This is a genomic window from Bacteroides mucinivorans (assembly GCF_034654355.2).
In the GTDB taxonomy this organism is placed as follows: Bacteria; Bacteroidota; Bacteroidia; order Bacteroidales; family Bacteroidaceae; genus Bacteroides; species Bacteroides nordii.
This window is the reverse complement of sequence record NZ_CP178179.1, coordinates 3,194,808-3,213,928: the sequence shown is the minus strand read 5'-3', so window position 1 is coordinate 3,213,928 and position 19,121 is coordinate 3,194,808. Positions and strand designations below refer to the sequence as shown.

Sequence of the window (19,121 nt, the reverse complement as noted above, 5' to 3'; positions counted from 1 at the left end):
TTACTATTTGATTTGCGTATACCATTAGGCAGGTTACACGTAATCTGTCTATAATTCGATATTCCCTCCCTGGTAGAATTTTAGTAGCTGAGCATTTAATATGGCCATGTATTTAGCCTGCAAGGTTTCTTGTTGGGCACTGAGAAGGTTATTCTTTTCCGTTAGCAGTTCTACGGTATTTTTCATACCCAGGTTGAACTGTGCACTAACCAGATCGAAGCTGGTCTGAGTACTACGGAGTTTTTCTTGTGCAGCTACATAACGTTGCTGAGCACTATTGGCATCAAGCCACAACCCTTCAATGGTTTTATACAATGTTTTTTGTTCGTCCAGCAGGTTTAACATACTGGTCTCACGTTGTAATTTAGCTTTCTGTACAGCACTTTTCGTCTGGCGATTATTGAAGATAGGTACACTAATAGATAATCCCAAAGAGTTGTTCCAGCCATTCTTTACTTGTTGAGCAAAGGTAAAGTCAGAACCACTGGTATTGTTTGTACCAATCCCGGCACTAAGGCTGACACTGGGCATGTATCCGGCACGGGCGATATCGATATTTAATTCGGATGCCTGTATGTTCAGTTTTCCCGATTCAATTTCCGGACGTACGGCAAGAGCTGCATGATAAACATCCGTTTTGGTAGGTAGGGGAGAGAGTACTTTACTATTATCCAGCGCAGGCAGATAGAGGTTCATTTCTTCTTCACCGTCCAGCTCAAGTAATTGTTTCAGTTGCAACTTGTAGTTTTGCAAAGTAGTTTGTGCAGTAACAAGTTGATAACGATCAGTACTTACTTGTGCTTCCAATTGTGCCAGATCGGCTTTAGACAGGCTACCGGCAGCAAGTAACTCTTTTCCACGGTCGCATTGTGCTTCACTGACAGCAAGGGTGCTTTCATTAACTTTCACCGATTCGGCAGCATAGAGAATCTGTACATAGGTCTGTGTGATGCTTTCCTCGATATTCTTTTCTGAGGTAGCTACATCCAGTTCTGCTACACGGTTGTTCAGCTTTTCCTGTTCAATTGTTTTCAGGCGTTTACTGCCATTGTACACGGTCCATTGTGCATTTAGTCCGTAGTTACCATTGTAACTGGTTTTACTGTTACTGCGTAGAATTTCGGTTCCACTTACCGTACTGCTTGATTCCTGATATGGACGGTTCACCATATTCTGGCTGGTAGAAAATGAGAGACTTGGGAAAAGAGCTGCTTTAGCTGTTTTTACATCAACGGCTGTACTTTCTGCATTAATACGGCTTTTACGTAGAGTGATGTTTTGCTCTAAAGCGTAGTCGATACAGTCTTGTAAAGTCCATTCGGCAGGGAGTTGTAGAGAGTTGTTCTCCACCGCTTGTTCTGTGGCTGGAGTAGCGTAAGTGTTCATAGCAGGATTATCTTGTGCCCTGAGGACATTGCCACCTATGCTACTACTGGTTACGCAGAGTGTTATTACTGTCAATCTTCTTACATTTATCATACTTCTTACAGTTTATTATTCTTTTTGATGTATGCGAAGGTACGTACCTATAATAACTGTTGCAAAAATGATAGACGTAAGGGGAAGTTTCGCCGCCGAATGAGTTATTTATGTCGATAAGATAACTATGATTTATCCGCTAAATACATAGTTGTCAAAAAAGTAATTATATGAATCCTTTAAGGAGAAAAATGAGGGAAGACGATGAATGTTTATACCTATGTAATAGCCTGATTTATAATGAATCAGAAACTCTTGTTTATAGGTTGTCAAGAGTGTACAGTTTTGTAAGTGTTAATTGTACACTTTTACTATACTATATTGTACATTCTTGATATGCTAAAGTGTACACTCTTATGAAATAAAACTCGGATGTTAAAAATAGCGTTAACAATATTAACGCTATTGTATCGAGTTATACATTTGACAAATGATCCATAATAATGGATTTCTTTTCATGCTTTTATTTTGTTCGTGAACTCAGGGTTACCATATTATCAGGTGAAGGTTCTTTTCCCATTGAAGTAGAAAGTATATCTTTTTTTATGCCATACATATACAAAATAGGAGTGTTATCTGTCCCTATTAGTATGCAAGCATCATCCTGTTTAATCCACTTTTTTATTTCTATTCTTGTATAATCATTTGTTGCTCTATTTTCTATAATAAGTGCATTTTCTTGATATTCTTCATAAATATCTTTGAGTTCTGTTATACCGGCAACTCCTCCATATTGACGGAATGGTATCCAATGGCCTATAACGCAACTTTTTATGGCGCTAATAGGGATGTCCTTGAACAAGACATTAGACGGATCATATTGGGGATTGGATTCTTCTTTACTGCATGCAAACAATGACAAAATGCAAAATAATAAACAGATTAGTTTTTTTATAGTTTTCATAAGCTTAGGTATTTGTTTTATAGTTCAAAGGTTTTATTGACTAACAAATATAAATGCTTTTTTTAAATAAACCTACTGTTTGTAAGGATTGTTTTGAAAACAGTTGTAATTAATATCTTTCTTTTTCGTACAAATGCTATAAAACAAGGACACTGAATCCGAAATCTTAATTGGTTTTAGGCATTGTGTTTTATTCTTTTTATATAGATCATCAGGCTAATTACTGCTGTGATAAAAGCCAGTCCGTCTGATACCGGCATACTCATCCAAATGCCATTTAACCCATACCAACCGGGAAATAACAGAAGGCAGGGCAGTAAGTATACCAATTGGCGGGACAACGAGAGAAATATGCTGACTTTTGCTTTCCCGATACTTTGAAAGAAGTTAGAAATAACAATCTGTGCACCAACCAGAGGGAACATCAAGATACAGATACGCAGTCCTGTTGCTGCCATATTAATCAACTCCTCACTGTCAGTGAATATAGCAGAAACGGTGTGCGGAAAGAGTTCGCAGATAATGAAACCACTACTTGTGATCAGTACACCAACGATGATACCCAGGCGGAGCGTATGTTTTACACGATCCTGTTTTTGTGCACCGTAGTTGTAACCGATGATGGGTTGCATCCCCATGGTCAGTCCCATTACAATCATAACGTAGAGCATTAACAACCGGTTCATAATACCGTATGCGCCGATAGCCATGTCTCCACCATACTTTTGTAAGCTGTTGTTGATAAGGATCACGATGACACAAGCGGTTACATTCATTGCAAAAGGGGACATACCGATAGAAAAGATACTGGCTACAATACGTCTTTTCATTTTCCAGAAACCAGGACGGAAATGTACAAAACTCTCCTTGTTGCGGAAATGTTGCACTACCCATACCATACCGATAAATTGCGATACTACAGTTGCCATAGCCGCTCCCCGGATTCCCCAATGGAAATGGAATATGAATATAGGAGCAATAATTACGTTGGCTAATACAGTTACCAGAGAAGTCAGCATCGCTTTCTTTGGATATCCGGTGGCACGCATTACATTATTCAAACCTATCATGGTATATGTCACAGGAGTACCAAGTAGGATTACCTGCATAAAATCGCGTGCGTAGGGTAATGTAGCAGGGCTGGCACCGAAGAAATTTAGTATAGGATCCAGAAAAATAAAAGCAATGCCGCCAAATACTACCGAGTTAATAAGGCACAGCATTAATGTGTTACCTAGTACTTCTGTTGCGCCTTCCATATCTTTCTGCCCCAGGCGAATAGAAGAAATTGTAGCCCCACCGGCCGAAATAAGTACACAGAAAGCTACCACAAGATTCATCAGCGGGAATGTAATGGCCAGGCTGGAAATGGCTATAGCTCCTACACCGTGCCCGATAAAAATACTATCAATAATGTTGTAAAGTGAAGTAATAGTCATTCCGATAATAGCGGGAATAGAGTATTGTAACAGAAGTTTCCCGATTTTTTCGGTTCCCAGAATGCGTGGGTCGGTTTGTTGAGCCATATATTGAGTCGTTACGGTTTTTTAAGTGGCGCAAAGGTACAAATAATTTGCCTTATCCATTGATTATTCTGAACTTTGCGCCGATGTAAATACAACGTTTAACGTTTAAAGGTAAAAGATGTTTATGGATGCTACAAAGACAATTGCTGCACTGTTCGATTTTGACGGTGTTATAATGGACACAGAATCACAGTATACTATTTTTTGGAATGAACAGGGACAAAAGTATCTGCATAAAGAGAATTTTGGTCCCGGAATAAAAGGACAGACCCTGGTGCAGATTTATGATAAATACTTTTCCGGAGATCTTGTTCCGGTACGTGAGCAGATTACTCGTGAACTAAATAAGTTTGAGAAAGATATGGTCTATGAATATCTTCCGGGGGTACAAGGTTTCCTTGCCGATCTTCGTCGTCATGGTGTGAAGATCGCTCTTGTCACCAGTTCCAACGAAGAGAAGATGGAAAATGTCTATCATGCTCATCCCGAATTCAAGACACAGTTTGATCGTATTCTTACCGGAGAGATGTTTGAACATTCTAAACCGGCTCCGGATTGTTTTTTGCTTGGAATGAAGATCTTTGGGACTACTCCGGAGAACAGTTTTGTATTTGAAGATTCTTTTCATGGCTTGCAAGCCGGGCGTTCTTCCGGTGCTACTGTTATAGGATTGGCAACCACAAATTCCCGTGAAACGATCACAGATAAAGCAGATGTTATCATGGATGATTTCATGGGAATGACCTATGAGAAGTTACTGTCTATGGTGAAATGAAACTTATTCTGCCACTAACTTATTTAATGTTTTCAACAAGTACTCTCGTTGCATAGGGCCGGGAGCTTGCTTGTTTCTTGTTTGGTTTATTGGAGTATCATCAAAGTTGTAATAATTCTGATAATAAAGTAATTAAACGGATTGGGAAATTCTCTAAAATATGAATTCTTCTTCTTTTCTTGTTTGTTATAAATTAAAAGTTATACCTTTGCGCCCAATTTATTAATTCATAAATATATAGAAACATGGCTGGATATATATCAGATGACACCAGAAAAGTGACTACACATCGCCTAATAGAAATGAAAGAAAGAGGCGAGAAGATATCTATGTTGACTGCTTACGATTACACAATGGCACAGATTGTTGATGGTGCCGGAATGGATGTGATTCTTGTCGGTGATTCTGCTTCCAATGTGATGGCGGGTAATGTGACAACTCTTCCTATTACGCTCGATCAGATGATTTACCATGGTAAGTCTGTTGTGCGTGCAGTGAAACGTGCTATGGTGGTAGTAGATATGCCGTTTGGTTCCTATCAGGGAAATTCAAAAGAGGGTCTTGCTTCTGCTATTCGTATTATGAAAGAGAGCCATGCCGATGCATTAAAATTAGAGGGTGGCGAAGAAATTATCGAAACTGTAAAGCGCATTCTTTGTGCAGGTATTCCTATCATGGGTCACTTAGGACTGATGCCACAGTCAATCAATAAATATGGTACTTATACGGTTCGTGCTAAAGATGAAGCAGAAGCTGAAAAGCTGATTCGTGATGCACACTTACTTGAAGAAGCCGGTTGTTTTGCACTGGTTCTTGAGAAGATCCCTGCCGAACTGGCTAAACGTGTGGCAAGTGAACTGACTATTCCTGTCATTGGTATTGGTGCCGGTGGTGATGTAGATGGTCAGGTGCTTGTTATTCAGGATATGTTGGGTATGAACAATGGTTTCCGTCCTCGTTTCCTGCGCCGTTATGCTGACTTGTTCACAGTGATGACGGATGCTATCAGTCACTACGTATCGGACGTAAAGAACTGTGACTTCCCGAACGAGAAGGAACAATATTAATATTTATGACAAACCATTTGTGGACAATTCATTTTATGCGGATATGTGTTGCTAATTTGCTGTTGTTCATATCCCTGTATATGCTATTTCCGGTTGTTCCGGTAGAGATGGCGGACCACTTGGGTGTGCCAGTTTCTCAAACCGGAGCAATGTTTTTGTTGCTTACTTTGGGAATGTTTGCCATTGGTCCCTTTCATGCATACCTGGTAGATGCATACAAGCGGAAGTATGTCTGTGCTTTCTTTTTTGCAACGATGGTAGCGGCTACGGTGGGATATGGCTTTGTTAATGATATCACACAGCTGTTGCTGCTTTGTTTCGTACAAGGTATTGCATTTGGTATGGCTACTACGGCAGGCATTACGCTGGCTATTGATATTACCAATACTAATCTGCGTAGTTCGGGGAATATTGCTTTCTCGTGGACGGCCCGGTTAGGAATGCTTATCGGCATAGCATTGGGGGTAGGTTTGTATCAGTGGTATGATTTTAAAACCTTATTGTATGTATCGGTTATTGCCGGATTGGCAGGCATTTTCTTTGTTTCCCGTGTTTATGTACCTTTCCGTGCACCGATTGTGACTAACCTATGTTCGTCCGACCGTTTTTTACTTTTACGAGGATGGTTGCCCGCTTTCAATCTTATGTTGATAGCTTTTATTCCGGGATTATTGTTACCTGTTTTTCATAATTCATTGAGTGATGTGTTTATAGGTAATATCGAAATTCCGTTTTTTGCAATAGTAGGAGTGGGGTTCCTGTTTTCTGTATTGCTGGCAAGGTTTGTTTATCGTGAGGAGAAAACGCTGAGGGTTATTACTTTAGGAATTAGCCTGATGATGGTTTCTTTTATTTTACTGAAAGAACTGCCGGCTATTGTAACTGCCATATTGTTGGGAGTGGGACTTGGATTGGTTACTCCTGAGTTCTTGCTGATGTTTGTAAAACTGTCACAACATTGCCAGCGTGGCACTGCCAATACCACTCATCTTTTAGCATGGGAAACAGGCATGTCTTTGGGAGTTGCTGCTGCTTGCTATCTGAGCACTGAGTCTTCTGTAGATGCCGTTTATCATTTAGGGCGTATTCTGACTCCGATAGCTTTGCTATTTTTCATATTGCTGACCTATCCTTATTTTAAGAAAAAGCGGGTACGATAGTTGAATAATTGAAAATTGAAAGTTGAAAATGAAAGACTGCTGGTAAATCTCCAGCATGTTTCTTCTGCCTTTCTTCCATTTTCAACTTTCAACTTTCAATTAATATATGGTATAAAGATAATCAATCCTACGATTGCTGCTGCGATAGCACATATCAGTACGGCGCCTGCTGCAATGTCTTTTACCTCACCGGCTATCGGATGCCATTCAGGAGATACTAAGTTCACGAGTCGCTCAATGGCTGTATTGAATGCTTCTGCCGCGATAACACCCCCTATGCAGATAATAATTGCTACCCATTCGAACTTCTCTATATCGAAAATAAAGCCTGCAATAATTACTAACATAGCAATTGTCAGATGAATCCATACGTTGTGTTCCCTACATACAAAGCCTCTGATCCCTTTCCATGCATAGGTAAAGCTTTTCAGACGTTTTTTTATACTGAATGATTCCATAAGTACTGTATCCTAATTAAATGATCGTATCATTGAAACGCAGATTATCGCAAATTTACGTAAAGAATATCGTCTCTCAAATGTAGCAAGCCATCTAATCTGCGAAAATTTGCGATCATTCGCGTTTCAATAAAACATTGGCATATTGGCACATTGATTCATTATTTTTCAATTTCTGCTCACTTGTTTCACTCCTTTTACCGTCCTTAATTTCTTTATCAAAGCTTCCAGACGACCTGTATCACCTACCATGATAGTCATTGTACCCGAGAACAGGCCATCATGGGAGTCAATGCCAATGGAACGTAACGTGATATTGTTTTCTTTAGAAATAATCGAAGTAATGTTTGTGACAATACCAATGTCATCATGTCCCACTACACGGAGTGTGATGGGGTATTGTGTTCCCTGTGATTTTCCGGCCCAACGGGCTTTTACAATACGATATCCAAAGCGTTCTCTCATTTGATCTGCGTTCGGACAATCCATGCGATGAATCTTTATACCTCCGGATACAGTAACAAACCCGAATACTTCATCTCCATAGATCGGATTACAGCATTTAGCCAGTTTGAACTCCAGTCCTTTCAGATTTTGATCAATGACAAGTACATCTTCTTTGCCATTCGTCTCTTCTATCTGGTTTTGCAGGTTATATCCTTCGGCACTGCGATATACAATTTCATCATGTGTATCGTTGTCTCGTTTTTGCTGTTCTATGTATTTGTCGAGCAAATCGTTTACATCCAGTGTACCATCGGCTATCGCCTGATAGAACTCTGTCACTACCTTATATCCTAATCGCTTGATGAGGCGCATCATTGTACCCTCATCGTATTCCATCTTCCGGTTCTTAAATTTACGTTCCAGTGTTTCTTTGGCAAAGTCATGCTGGCGTGCCACCATCTCTTTCAGTGCCTGTCGAATCTTGGTACGAGCCTTGGAGGTGGTTACAATGTTCAGCCAATCCTGCTTGGGTGTCTGAGTGTTCGATGTCATGATCTCCACCTGGTCACCGCTGTTCAGTTTTTGTTTCAACTGGGCGTTTTTGCCATTGACCTTTGCACCGATACATTTACAACCTAATTTGCTATGGATATGGAAAGCAAAATCGAGTACAGTTGCTCCTTTGGCCAGTTTGAAAAGGTCTCCTTTGGGTGTAAATACGAATACTTCATCCTCGTACAGATCCATTTTGAACTGGTCCATCACTTTCATTGAATCATTGTCCGGATTCTCAAGTGCTTCACGTACAGAGGTCAGCCATTCGTCCAGTCCTGTCTCTCCTTTGATACCTTTGTACCGCCAGTGAGCTGCAAGACCCCGTTCGGCTATTTCATCCATGCGACGGGTACGTATCTGTACCTCCACCCATTTTCCTTCCGGTCCCATTACGGTGATGTGGAGCGATTCATATCCATTACTTTTAGGGATAGACAGCCAGTCACGCAAACGCTTCGGATTGGGCTGATACATATCTGTCACGATAGAATAAGCCTGCCAACACTCCTGTTTCTCTTTGTCCGGATCCGAATCGAGAATGATTCGAATGGCAAAAAGGTCATAGATACCTTCAAAAGGCGTTTTTTGTTTCTGTATCTTGTTCCAGATAGAGTGGATGGACTTGGTACGCCCCTTAATGTCGAATTTCAGCCCGGCCTCTTTTACTTTCTTTTGTATCGGTTCTATAAAAGCAGCAATGTACTTGTCCCGCGATGCTTTTGTTTCATTCAGTTTGTCTTTAATGAAATAATAAGTATCCCGGTGAATATACTTCAGAGACAAGTCTTCCAATTCCGACTTCAGTTTGTAGAGCCCTAACTTATGAGCTAACGGTGCATACAGATAGGCCGCTTCATTGGCTACCTTGATACGGTCTTCCTCATTTTCCGAATCCTTGATTTGCCGCATTACATTTACACGGTCGGCAATCATAATAAGGATTACGCGCATATCTTCTGCAAAAGAAAGAAGCAGGTTACGGAAGTTTTCTGATTCGATGGCAGGACTTTTAGCATACAACTCATTGGTCTTTACCAATCCTGTGATAATACTCGAAACATCCTCTCCAAACTCACTGCGGACAGTTGCGGGAGATAATACGTTATTTTTTACAATCTCGTGCAGCATGATACCTATCAGGCACGATCCTTTCATTCCTATCTCATCGGCCACAATAACAGCCGTTTGTAAATCCCTTATAACAGGATTCATCCCAAAATTGTTACGGCACAGACTATTGCACTGTGCAGCATGAATAAGGTATTTCTTCAGCTTCCGGGTATCGTCCTTCGTGATACTTTCTCCTGCTGACCGTATCAGCCGTTTATATAAAGCGAATAACTCAGCTTTCTCTTTTTCTGTGAAAAATGAAATATCCTCCATGATAAATAATTATTTAATGTGCCAATATGTCAATGTGCCAATTAGCTGCGCTGTGATACCGAATGGTAATTGGCACATTGGCATATTGGCACATTACTACATTATTTCGATGTAAAAGTAGTTTTTTTTGTTTAGTAAAAGGGCATAACTAAATAACATTTTGTATTTTTGGGCATCAATTAATAAAAATAGATACGTATGATGACACCACAAGACAAAGAGTTGCTTGCCAAAAAAGGTATTTCGGAAACTCAGATAGCCGAACAACTGGCATGCTTTCAGAAAGGTTTTCCGTTTTTGAAATTGGATGCAGCTGCATCGGTTGAGAAGGGGATTCTTGCTCCTGATGCAGATGAGCAGGGGGCATATCTTGCAGCCTGGGATGCATATAAGAATACAGAGAAGACGATTGTGAAGTTTGTTCCTGCCTCCGGAGCAGCCAGTCGTATGTTTAAGAATTTGTTTGAGTTTTTGGGAGCCGACTATGACCAGCCTACAACGAAATTTGAGCAGGCTTTCTTTGAGAGTATTGAGAAGTTTGCGTTTTATGATGATTTGAATGTAGCCTGTCAGCGTACAGCCGGAAAGGACATTTGCGGATTAATAGCCGAAGGAAATTACAAAGCAGTGGTATCTGCTCTGCTCGAAGAAGCCGGATTGAACTACGGTGCTTTGCCTAAAGGACTACTCAAATTCCATAAATATGAAGAAGGGTCACGCACGCCGCTTGAAGAACATCTGGCCGAAGGTGCTATGTATGCTGCCGGAAAGTGTGGCAAGGTGAATGTGCATTTTACTGTTTCTACTGAGCATCGTGAACTGTTTAAAGTTCTGGTAGCAGAGAAAGCCGGAGAGTTTGCCCAGCGTTATGGGGTAGATTACAATATCACTTTCTCAGAGCAGAAGCCCAGTACAGATACGATTGCTGCCGATATGGATAACCAGCCTTTCCGTGATAATGGTAAGCTGTTGTTCCGTCCGGGTGGTCATGGAGCACTGATTGAGAATCTGAATGATCTTGATGCCGATATTATCTTTATCAAAAACATCGATAATGTAGTACCTGATAGATTGAAAGCAGATACGGTGCTTTATAAGAAACTGATTGCCGGAGTGCTGGTTGCTTTGCAAAAACAAGCTTTTGAATATCTGGAATTGTTGGATAGCGGTGATTATTCTCATGAACAGGTGATGGAAATTCTTCAGTTCGTACAAAAGAAACTATTCTGTAAGAATCCGGAGACCAAGAATCTGGAAGATTCAGAATTGGTGATGTATCTGAGAAAGAAACTGAATCGTCCGATGCGTGTTTGTGGTATGGTAAAGAATGTAGGCGAACCGGGAGGTGGTCCGTTCTTAGCCTATAACAATGATGGTACTATCTCATTGCAGATTCTGGAAAGCTCTCAGATTGATATGAATGATCCTACTGCCAAAGAGATGTTTGAGAAAGGTACTCACTTTAATCCGGTAGATCTGGTATGTGCCGTGCGTGATTATAAAGGCCATAAATTTGATTTGACGAAGTATGTAGATAAAGCTACCGGGTTCATATCTTATAAGTCCAAGAATGGCAAAGATCTCAAGGCTCTTGAACTTCCCGGATTGTGGAATGGTGCAATGAGTGACTGGAGCACCGTGTTTGTAGAAGTGCCACTCTCTACTTTCAATCCTGTAAAAACTGTGAATGATTTATTGCGTGAGCAACATCAATAAACGCATTGAAATAGAAAAAAAAAAGCCAGACTCCATGCAAAGGAGGCTGGCTTTTTTAATACAATAGAAATATTTTTGTTAGGTAAATAATTGTTTAATCCAATGCACAAATACTTCTGCATGTTCTGAATTTGGATTTAATATTTTTGCAGTAATAGCCGTTCCCATAGGCTTACCTGGTTCATCTTGCCAAGCCAGGAACGTATGGATCTTTGCTTTTGAACGATGTACTGATTTGTACTGTTGTATCTGGCTTTCTTCCAATTCGTTTAGTATGGATTCTGCTTTTTGCATTAAAGGGTCAGCTTCAGGTGCCAAGCTAATTATGAAGTCCTCGAGCATTCCATTTATATTATTATCAGGCATAATCCAAATTCCAATTGTTGCGTCATAACTGTCGATAGGTTTGAGAATAAGTCCGGATGCAGGCCATTCACAATCGGCACAGTTATATTTCTGACTTTGTCTTAAAACCTCCAGAATTTGTGCTTTTCTTTTATTTAAATCAACATCTGCATCTATTACAATGCCTATTCTTTGATGTGCTGATGGGTTGGATAGCCTTGTTTTTAATTGTCCCAATACATTTTCTATACTATTACAATCTATTACATCGAAATTTTCTGCTAATTGATGATGCTGGCAAAACGACCATATAACATGTTGATCGTCATTTCCTTCTACCAATAGTTTGTAAGTGTGTTTTTCTGTGATTTTCATTTTAGCGAATCTCTATGTTATTGTCGGTAGCAAACCGCAGTTCCTTTTCGTCATCATAATTCACTGCCACTACGTTTCCGTTCCTGTTCTCAAGACGTATCAATTTGCCCTTTTGTTTGTTGTTGGCTTCTACGAAACTGTTAATGCAGTCTTGGCTATGTGATGTAACAAAGACTTGAATATTTAGCTTCTCAGAAAGCATAAAAATGATTTTCCACAACTTAATTTGTGTAGAGTAATGTAATCCGGTTTCAAACTCATCCAGTAATAAAATACCGCCTTTACAATTTAAAAGTGCAAGAATAATGGTAAGAATACGATTTATGCCGTCTCCCATAGAGCTAAGTCTATAGCGCTGTTCCTTACCTTTTAATGTGACATAGGGAATTCTTCTTTTTGTACGCAAATCATCATTGAGAAAGTTTAGTTTGTTTATATCCGGCTCTATGATGTGCAATGCTTCAATAATGTATTTTTCTTCGGGTGAGAGGGAAATTTTATCGAATAAAGATGCATTTTGTGTACTTTGGAAGTCATTTGTTTTTATATATTCAAATGGTATTCCTTTTATCTTGGCTATGGAATATGGATTTCGTTTATAAAAGGGAACTATAACTATTTCTTCGGCAAATGTTATTTCCAGTCCGTCTCCTACCAAATTACTGGAATAGGTAGAAGATTTGTCTGCTAATAATTCTTCGTCGGTTAAAGTTGTTATACTTCTATGAGATCCTGTTTCGGTTTTAAATATTTCTTCAGCTATATGGGCTAATCGTATGGATAAGGTTCCGGTATGGGTAGAATTATTTTCTATTTCTCCGATAATGATACTATTGTTTTCAGAAAAAATTGCTTTTCTTTCCGGAAAGAAGGATAAGAAATGTTCTGTCATAATATTTTCGAATTCAATATCTGTATCTCTAAGTGGATATCCGATATTAACAGATTCTCCTCTAAATTCAAGGATTTCTTTCAGCCATTCGATATTTCCACCGGCAGCATAAATAGAGATGGCTTCCAGTAAGGTTGATTTACCTACATTGTTTCGTCCTACTATCAGATTGACTGGTGCCAATGAGTCAATAGAGAGGTCTTTGATATTTTTATAGTTTTTAATGACTATCGACTTCATGAATTCTTAGGTTATATGGATGAATAACTACGCAAATGTACATAAAATCTTTTGTTTTTCTCTTTATGTATACAATGTTTCTCTAAATGTACTAATTTTGTAGCATTAAAATTAAACACTCAAAACCAATGAAGAAAATACTTTTGCTCGGTTCCGGTGAATTAGGAAAAGAGTTTGTTATTTCTGCCCAGCGTAAAGGGCAATATATCATTGCATGTGATTCGTATGCCGGAGCTCCTGCTATGCAAGTGGCTGATGAGTATGAGGTGTTCAACATGCTCGATGGAGAAGAACTGGAACGTGTAGTCAGGAAACATCAGCCGGATATTATTGTACCGGAAATTGAAGCCATTCGTACAGAACGCCTGTATGACTTTGAAAAGGAGGGAATACAAGTAGTGCCCAGTGCGCGTGCAGTAAACTTTACAATGAATCGTAAAGCTATTCGTGATTTGGCAGCTCAGGAGTTGGGCTTGAAAACGGCTAAGTACTTTTATGCAACTTCTCTGGAAGAATTGAAAGAGGCTGCTGCTAAAATTGGTTTTCCATGCGTGGTGAAGCCATTGATGTCGTCTTCCGGTAAAGGTCAGTCATTGGTGAAAAGTGCCGATGAATTGGAACATGCCTGGGAGTATGGTTGCAGTGGTAGCCGTGGAGATATTCGTGAGCTTATTATTGAAGAATTTATTAAGTTTGACAGTGAGATAACATTGCTTACTGTTACTCAAAAGAATGGTCCCACTCTTTTCTGCCCGCCTATCGGACATGTACAAAAGGGAGGAGATTATCGTGAAAGCTTCCAGCCCGCACATATTGATCCTGCTCATTTGAAAGAAGCGGAAGAAATGGCTGAAAAAGTGACTCGTGCTTTAACCGGTGCTGGTTTGTGGGGAGTAGAGTTCTTTCTGAGCCATGAGAACGGAGTATATTTCTCCGAACTTTCTCCTCGTCCGCATGATACGGGTATGGTGACTTTGGCAGGAACACAGAATCTGAATGAGTTTGAGCTTCACCTGCGTGCCGTACTTGGTTTACCTATTCCGGACATCAAGCAGGAGAGGATAGGAGCCAGTGCTGTTATTCTATCAACAATTGCCAGTCAGGAGCGTCCTCAATATCGAGGGATGGAAGAGGTGACACGCGAAGAAGATACATATCTGCGTATTTTTGGTAAGCCTTTTACCCGTGTTAATCGTCGTATGGGAGTGGTGCTTTGTTATGCTCCTTTGGGTTCGGATTTGGATGCATTACGCGATAAGGCAAAACGAATTGCTGAAAAGGTAGAGGTTTTCTGATAATTATAGAAAATAGATAAAATAAGAGGGCTGCACATGCAGGATGTTTAATTCTGGTGTGTAGCCCTTTTTGTATTAACATTGTTAACGCCACATCAGGCATCCTATTCTTTATATTATAAAAGTACGTATTTTATAGGTGTAAATTATGCATATTAAATATGGGTTAATTAGGTAATTAACGGAGATTTAAATACGTTACTTTGTAATGAATAAATGGTATATAATAAAACGTTGTTTATCAATGAAATAGTGCGTTGAAATACTATAGAGATATATTCAACTCATTATTTATAATAAAGAGATAATTGATGATTTGTGAATTCTGGTTGTTATTAAGAAAAGTGTTTCAATAAACGTTCGTTTAATGGCACAAAGGTAAAACGTATAATTAGAAGTACAAAATATTTCTATATATAAAATTCAAAACATTATTTTTTTACGTTGTATATCTTTGATATTCAATAATATGATCTTCCGGAAAAATTAATATTTTCATGTATTCCTCCATTAAATATTTCTCTTAAAAAGACCTCAAAAAAAGTGTGCCATTAAACGAACGTTTATTGAAACGTTTTTATCTTCTAAACGCTTCGTTTCCAATATTAAATAAATTCTAAAAAGTTGACGGTTTGAAAGAGGTTCTATGTCTCATTCAAACCGCGAAGCGCACCCGAAACTAAGGAAAAAACTTCCCAATCATTTCTCGTAAATGTCTGAACAACAACAATATTGGTTTGCCGCCCGTACTCGCGACAAGCAAGAATTTGTCATCCGGGATTCTTTAGAAAAATTGAGAGCCGATATTAATATTGAATATTATCTTCCTACTCAATTTGTTATTCGCCAATTAAAATACCGTCGTAAATGTGTTGAAGTTCCTGTTATTAGAAACTTGATCTTTGTTCGTGCCACTAAACAGGATGCCTGCGATTTATCAAATAAGTATGGTGTTCAACTTTATTATATAAAGGATTTTGTGACTCGTGCTATGCTTATTGTTCCCGATAAACAGATGGAGGACTTTAAACAAATAATGGATCTTAATCCCGATAATATCAGCTTTGACAATGAAGTTCTCACTGTTGGTAGTAAAGTTCGTGTGATGAAAGGTGATTTATGTGGTGTTGAAGGTGAGTTGGCTTTAGAGGCTAATAAAACTTATGTCATCATTCGTATTGAAGGTGTATTGACAGCCAGCGTAAAAGTGGCGAAAAGTTATTTGAAAGTAATCAGTTAATTTTATGAATAAAACAGAAGAATTGCAGCAACTTGCTCAAAAATCACTCTACTTAGGTTTGGATGGTGACCCAATTTACGCAGAGCATTTTAGTCGTTTGAATAAAGAAATTCAGATTCTTTCCGATGCTCTTTATTCTGTTAAGGGTGATACTCCCGAAGAAGAAGCCGGCATTTGCCTGGCTTTGTTGATGGGTTACAATGCCACTATCTATAGTGATAAAGATAAAGAAGCGAAAAAACAGTCCATTCTCGACCGTGCTTGGGAGGTATTAGAGCAACTTCCTCCTTCTTTATTAAAATGTCAGTTGCTGACGTATTGTTATGGTGAAGTTTTTGAGGAAGAGTTAGCACAAGAAGCTCATGCAATCATTGATAGTTGGCAGGGACGAGAGCTGACGGCCAAAGAGCAAGAGGTTGTTGAGAATCTTCGGAATTTGGAGGAAAATCAATATCCATATAGTGATTTTGAATAATGGTTCTGCCTTATTTTTTTACAAATATGAATTGAGGATTTCATAACTTATATTCCCTTTGTTACATAATATGACTTTTTGATTTATTTCTCGTAGAGAATAATCCTTTTTCTCGTAGAGAATCGGGATGTTTCTCGTAGAGTTTCTTATCATTCCTCGTAGAGAAAAAAGTGTTATATGCAATTACTTGATAACTAATGTTTTATGTAATACTATAAATGTATTTATATTTCTTAATATAGAAATAGCACTTTTTTTAAGAAACCATTGTCTGATATTTTTTAATTCGTTACAAATTTGTTTTTTTTACCTATATGATAACTGACCTGTATAAAAGTTTATAGTATATCTATATATTATAGGTCAACCCCACAAGATACTTACTTAAATAGATACTCAAATGAAAGCTTGTTTTATGGGCTTAGGCTACATTGGCCTTCCTACTGCTATTATAGCAGCTAAACACGGTATTCAAGTTACCGGTGTTGATATTAATCCGAAAGTTGTTGAGATGACCAATCAGGGGCAATTACATATCATTGAACCGGGTATGCAGGAACTTCTTCAGGAAGTTGTTTCTGCCAAGCAGTTAAAAGCTTCTACTACTCCTGAAATCAGTGACGCCTATTTTATGGTAGTACCCACTCCCTTTAAGGGTAATCACGAACCGGATATTTCGTATGTGGAATCCGCAACCCGTGCAGTAATCCCTTTGTTGAAGGAAGGTGACTTATATGTTATCGAATCTACTTCACCGGTAGGCACAACAGATAAAATGGTTCATTTAATATTTAGCCTTCGTCCAGAATTGGAAGGCAAAATATTTATAGCGTACTGTCCGGAACGTGTATTACCGGGAAATGTAATACATGAGTTGGTACACAACGATCGTGTGATTGGCGGTATAGATGAAGCATCTACAGATAAAGCAATTGAGTTTTACAGCCAATTTGTACAAGGTACATTACATCGGACTAATTGTAAAACTGCTGAGATGTGTAAGCTGACAGAGAATTCTTCACGAGACGTCCAAATAGCATTTGCAAATGAATTATCTCTCATTTGTGATAAGGCAGGTATCAATGTTTGGGAATTGATCAGTTTAGCCAATAAGCATCCGCGTGTAAATATTCTCCAGCCGGGTTGTGGGGTAGGAGGGCATTGCATTGCTGTGGATCCTTATTTTATCACAGCCGATTTTCCGATAGAATCTCAGATAATATCAAAAGCCCGTGAGATTAATAACTATAAATCCTTCTGGTGTGCAGAGAAAGTAGAAAATGCAATGTTGAAGTTTGAGTTAGAGCACCATCGCAAGCCTGTTGTCGCCATGATGGGGTTGGCTTTCAAACCGGATATTGATGATTTACGTGAAGCACCGGCAAAATACATCACAACAAAGGTGATGCAAAGTTGCAATAATGCAGATATATTGGTAGTTGAACCGAATGTGACAGAGCATAAAGTGTTTAAACTCACTGATTATAAAGAAGCTTATAAGCAGGCGGATATTGTTGTATTCTTGGTAGCTCATTCTGTATTTAAAGCTTTGCCTTATGATGACACAAAAGTGATACTTGATTTTTGTGGGATCTATAAAAAATAAGTATATTATTATGAAGAAAATAATGTTAGTCTTCGGGACGCGTCCCGAAGCTATAAAAATGGCTCCATTAGTAAAGGAGTTCCAGAAGCATTCGGAAACATTCCAAACCATTGTGTGTGTAACAGGCCAGCATCGTGAAATGCTTGACCAGGTGCTTCATCTTTTTGACATTAAGCCGGACTATGATTTGAATATCATGAAACAGGGGCAAGATCTTTATGATGTCACCTCCCGAGTACTTTTAGGTATGCGTGACGTCTTAAAAGAAGCAAATCCGGATGTTGTCTTAGTACATGGTGATACCACTACATCCACAGCTTCAGCTTTAGCTGCCTTTTATCAGCAAATTCCTGTTGGTCATGTAGAGGCAGGACTTCGTACCCATGATATCTATAGTCCCTGGCCCGAAGAAATGAATCGTTTGATAACCGGTCGTATTGCTACTTATCATTTTTCTCCAACTGCATTAAGTAAACAAAATCTATTGGATGAAGGGATAAGTGAAGAATCAATTATCGTGACAGGCAACACTGTGATTGATGCTCTTTATATGGTGGTAGATAAGATTAAATCGGATAAGCAGTTAGGAAAGGAGTTGGAGACCCTACTTCGTGAATCCGGTTATGACGTAAATCGTTTGAATGGTACTCGAAAGTTAGTTCTCATTACCGGACATCGACGTGAGAATTTTGGTGAAGGTTTTATTTCGATGTGCAGAGCAATAAAGGCTTTGACTGAGAAGTATCCGAATGTTGATTTTGTTTATCCGATGCATTTAAATCCCAATGTTCGCAAACCCATTCACGAAGTATTTGGTGAAGACTTATCCGATTTGGATAATATGTTCTTTATAGAGCCATTGGAATATCTTTCGTTTGTTTATTTGATGGAGAAATCTACCATTGTTCTTACCGATAGTGGAGGCATTCAAGAGGAAGCGCCAGGACTTGGTAAGCCTGTTTTGGTTATGCGTGATACCACGGAGCGTCCGGAAGCTTTAGAAGCGGGAACAGTAAAACTGGTGGGTACGGATTATGATAAGATTGTAAATGAAGTTTCTGCTTTACTGGATGATAGAGAATATTATGATAAGATGAGTAAGGCTGTAAATCCGTATGGAGATGGATTGGCGTGTGAACGGATAGTTGAATATTTAAATAGATGAAGATGGAAAGGCGGAAAA

At 39.0% G+C, this 19,121-nt stretch carries 16 protein-coding genes; 9 read left to right on the top strand and 7 right to left on the bottom strand.

Annotated features, from left to right (window positions below; all coding sequences use genetic code 11):
• Positions 1–48: 48 nt before the first annotated feature.
• The 3 genes from VCM39_RS12165 to VCM39_RS12155 form a co-directional block, all read right to left on the bottom strand.
• On the bottom strand, positions 49–1,479 hold the full coding sequence (locus VCM39_RS12165) for a TolC family protein (RefSeq protein ID WP_289292187.1): 1,431 nt from the start codon (positions 1,477–1,479) through the stop codon (positions 49–51).
• Positions 1,480–1,942: 463 nt separating this feature from the next.
• Positions 1,943–2,383 (bottom strand): hypothetical protein, encoded by a 441-nt coding sequence (locus VCM39_RS12160; RefSeq protein WP_221648960.1) that lies wholly within the window; start codon positions 2,381–2,383, stop codon positions 1,943–1,945.
• A gap of 176 nt (positions 2,384–2,559) precedes the next feature.
• Positions 2,560–3,909, bottom strand: a complete 1,350-nt coding sequence (locus VCM39_RS12155) for an MATE family efflux transporter (RefSeq protein ID WP_322932595.1) — start codon at positions 3,907–3,909, stop codon at positions 2,560–2,562.
• A 124-nt stretch (positions 3,910–4,033) separates the two neighbouring features.
• Between VCM39_RS12155 and VCM39_RS12150 the strand changes: the two genes are divergently transcribed.
• The 3 genes from VCM39_RS12150 (at position 4,034) to VCM39_RS12140 (ending at position 6,911) form a co-directional block, all read left to right on the top strand.
• Entirely contained in the window at positions 4,034–4,684 is a 651-nt protein-coding gene (locus VCM39_RS12150; RefSeq protein WP_322932596.1) for an HAD family hydrolase, read from the top strand.
• A 245-nt stretch (positions 4,685–4,929) separates the two neighbouring features.
• Positions 4,930–5,751 (top strand): 3-methyl-2-oxobutanoate hydroxymethyltransferase, encoded by an 822-nt coding sequence (gene panB / locus VCM39_RS12145; protein WP_002560691.1) that lies wholly within the window; start codon positions 4,930–4,932, stop codon positions 5,749–5,751.
• A 5-nt stretch (positions 5,752–5,756) separates the two neighbouring features.
• Positions 5,757–6,911, top strand: a complete 1,155-nt coding sequence (locus VCM39_RS12140) for an MFS transporter (protein WP_221648958.1) — start codon at positions 5,757–5,759, stop codon at positions 6,909–6,911.
• A 95-nt stretch (positions 6,912–7,006) separates the two neighbouring features.
• On the opposite strand, the gene VCM39_RS12135 is transcribed toward VCM39_RS12140, so the two are convergent.
• Together VCM39_RS12135 and VCM39_RS12130 are read right to left on the bottom strand one after the other, a co-directional pair.
• Complete coding sequence (locus VCM39_RS12135) at positions 7,007–7,369, bottom strand: diacylglycerol kinase family protein (RefSeq protein WP_322932597.1); 363 nt, start codon at positions 7,367–7,369, stop codon at positions 7,007–7,009.
• 168 nt (positions 7,370–7,537) lie between these two features.
• Positions 7,538–9,754 carry a RelA/SpoT family protein gene (locus VCM39_RS12130; RefSeq protein WP_322932598.1) on the bottom strand — a complete coding sequence of 739 codons (2,217 nt, stop codon included), beginning with the start codon at positions 9,752–9,754 and terminating at the stop codon, positions 7,538–7,540.
• Positions 9,755–9,952: 198 nt separating this feature from the next.
• Here VCM39_RS12130 and VCM39_RS12125 point away from each other — a divergent pair, with 198 nt between their 5' ends.
• Positions 9,953–11,470, top strand: coding sequence for a DUF4301 family protein (locus VCM39_RS12125; protein ID WP_322932599.1), 1,518 nt, complete (start codon positions 9,953–9,955; stop codon positions 11,468–11,470).
• Between the two features lie 78 nt (positions 11,471–11,548).
• Here VCM39_RS12125 and VCM39_RS12120 read toward each other — a convergent pair whose 3' ends face one another.
• Entirely contained in the window at positions 11,549–12,190 is a 642-nt protein-coding gene (locus VCM39_RS12120) for a DUF3226 domain-containing protein (RefSeq protein WP_007485194.1), read from the bottom strand.
• Position 12,191: 1 nt separating this feature from the next.
• Positions 12,192–13,322 (bottom strand): AAA family ATPase, encoded by a 1,131-nt coding sequence (locus VCM39_RS12115; protein ID WP_322932600.1) that lies wholly within the window; start codon positions 13,320–13,322, stop codon positions 12,192–12,194.
• 110 nt (positions 13,323–13,432) lie between these two features.
• On the opposite strand from VCM39_RS12115, the gene purT reads away from it, so the two are divergent.
• From purT to wecB, 5 genes are all read left to right on the top strand, one after another.
• Positions 13,433–14,617 (top strand): formate-dependent phosphoribosylglycinamide formyltransferase, encoded by a 1,185-nt coding sequence (purT, locus tag VCM39_RS12110; protein ID WP_322932716.1) that lies wholly within the window; start codon positions 13,433–13,435, stop codon positions 14,615–14,617.
• 712 nt (positions 14,618–15,329) lie between these two features.
• Positions 15,330–15,857, top strand: a complete 528-nt coding sequence (locus VCM39_RS12105; protein ID WP_002560678.1) for a UpxY family transcription antiterminator — start codon at positions 15,330–15,332, stop codon at positions 15,855–15,857.
• Between the two features lie 4 nt (positions 15,858–15,861).
• On the top strand, positions 15,862–16,332 hold the full coding sequence (locus VCM39_RS12100; RefSeq protein ID WP_221648954.1) for a UpxZ family transcription anti-terminator antagonist: 471 nt from the start codon (positions 15,862–15,864) through the stop codon (positions 16,330–16,332).
• A 400-nt stretch (positions 16,333–16,732) separates the two neighbouring features.
• The gene (gene wecC / locus VCM39_RS12095) at positions 16,733–17,938 is read left to right on the top strand and encodes a UDP-N-acetyl-D-mannosamine dehydrogenase (protein ID WP_289292165.1); all 1,206 of its coding nucleotides are present in this window, start codon (positions 16,733–16,735) and stop codon (positions 17,936–17,938) included.
• Between the two features lie 10 nt (positions 17,939–17,948).
• Positions 17,949–19,103 carry a non-hydrolyzing UDP-N-acetylglucosamine 2-epimerase gene (wecB, locus tag VCM39_RS12090; RefSeq protein ID WP_322932601.1) on the top strand — a complete coding sequence of 385 codons (1,155 nt, stop codon included), beginning with the start codon at positions 17,949–17,951 and terminating at the stop codon, positions 19,101–19,103.
• The last annotated feature ends 18 nt before the right edge of the window (positions 19,104–19,121 follow it).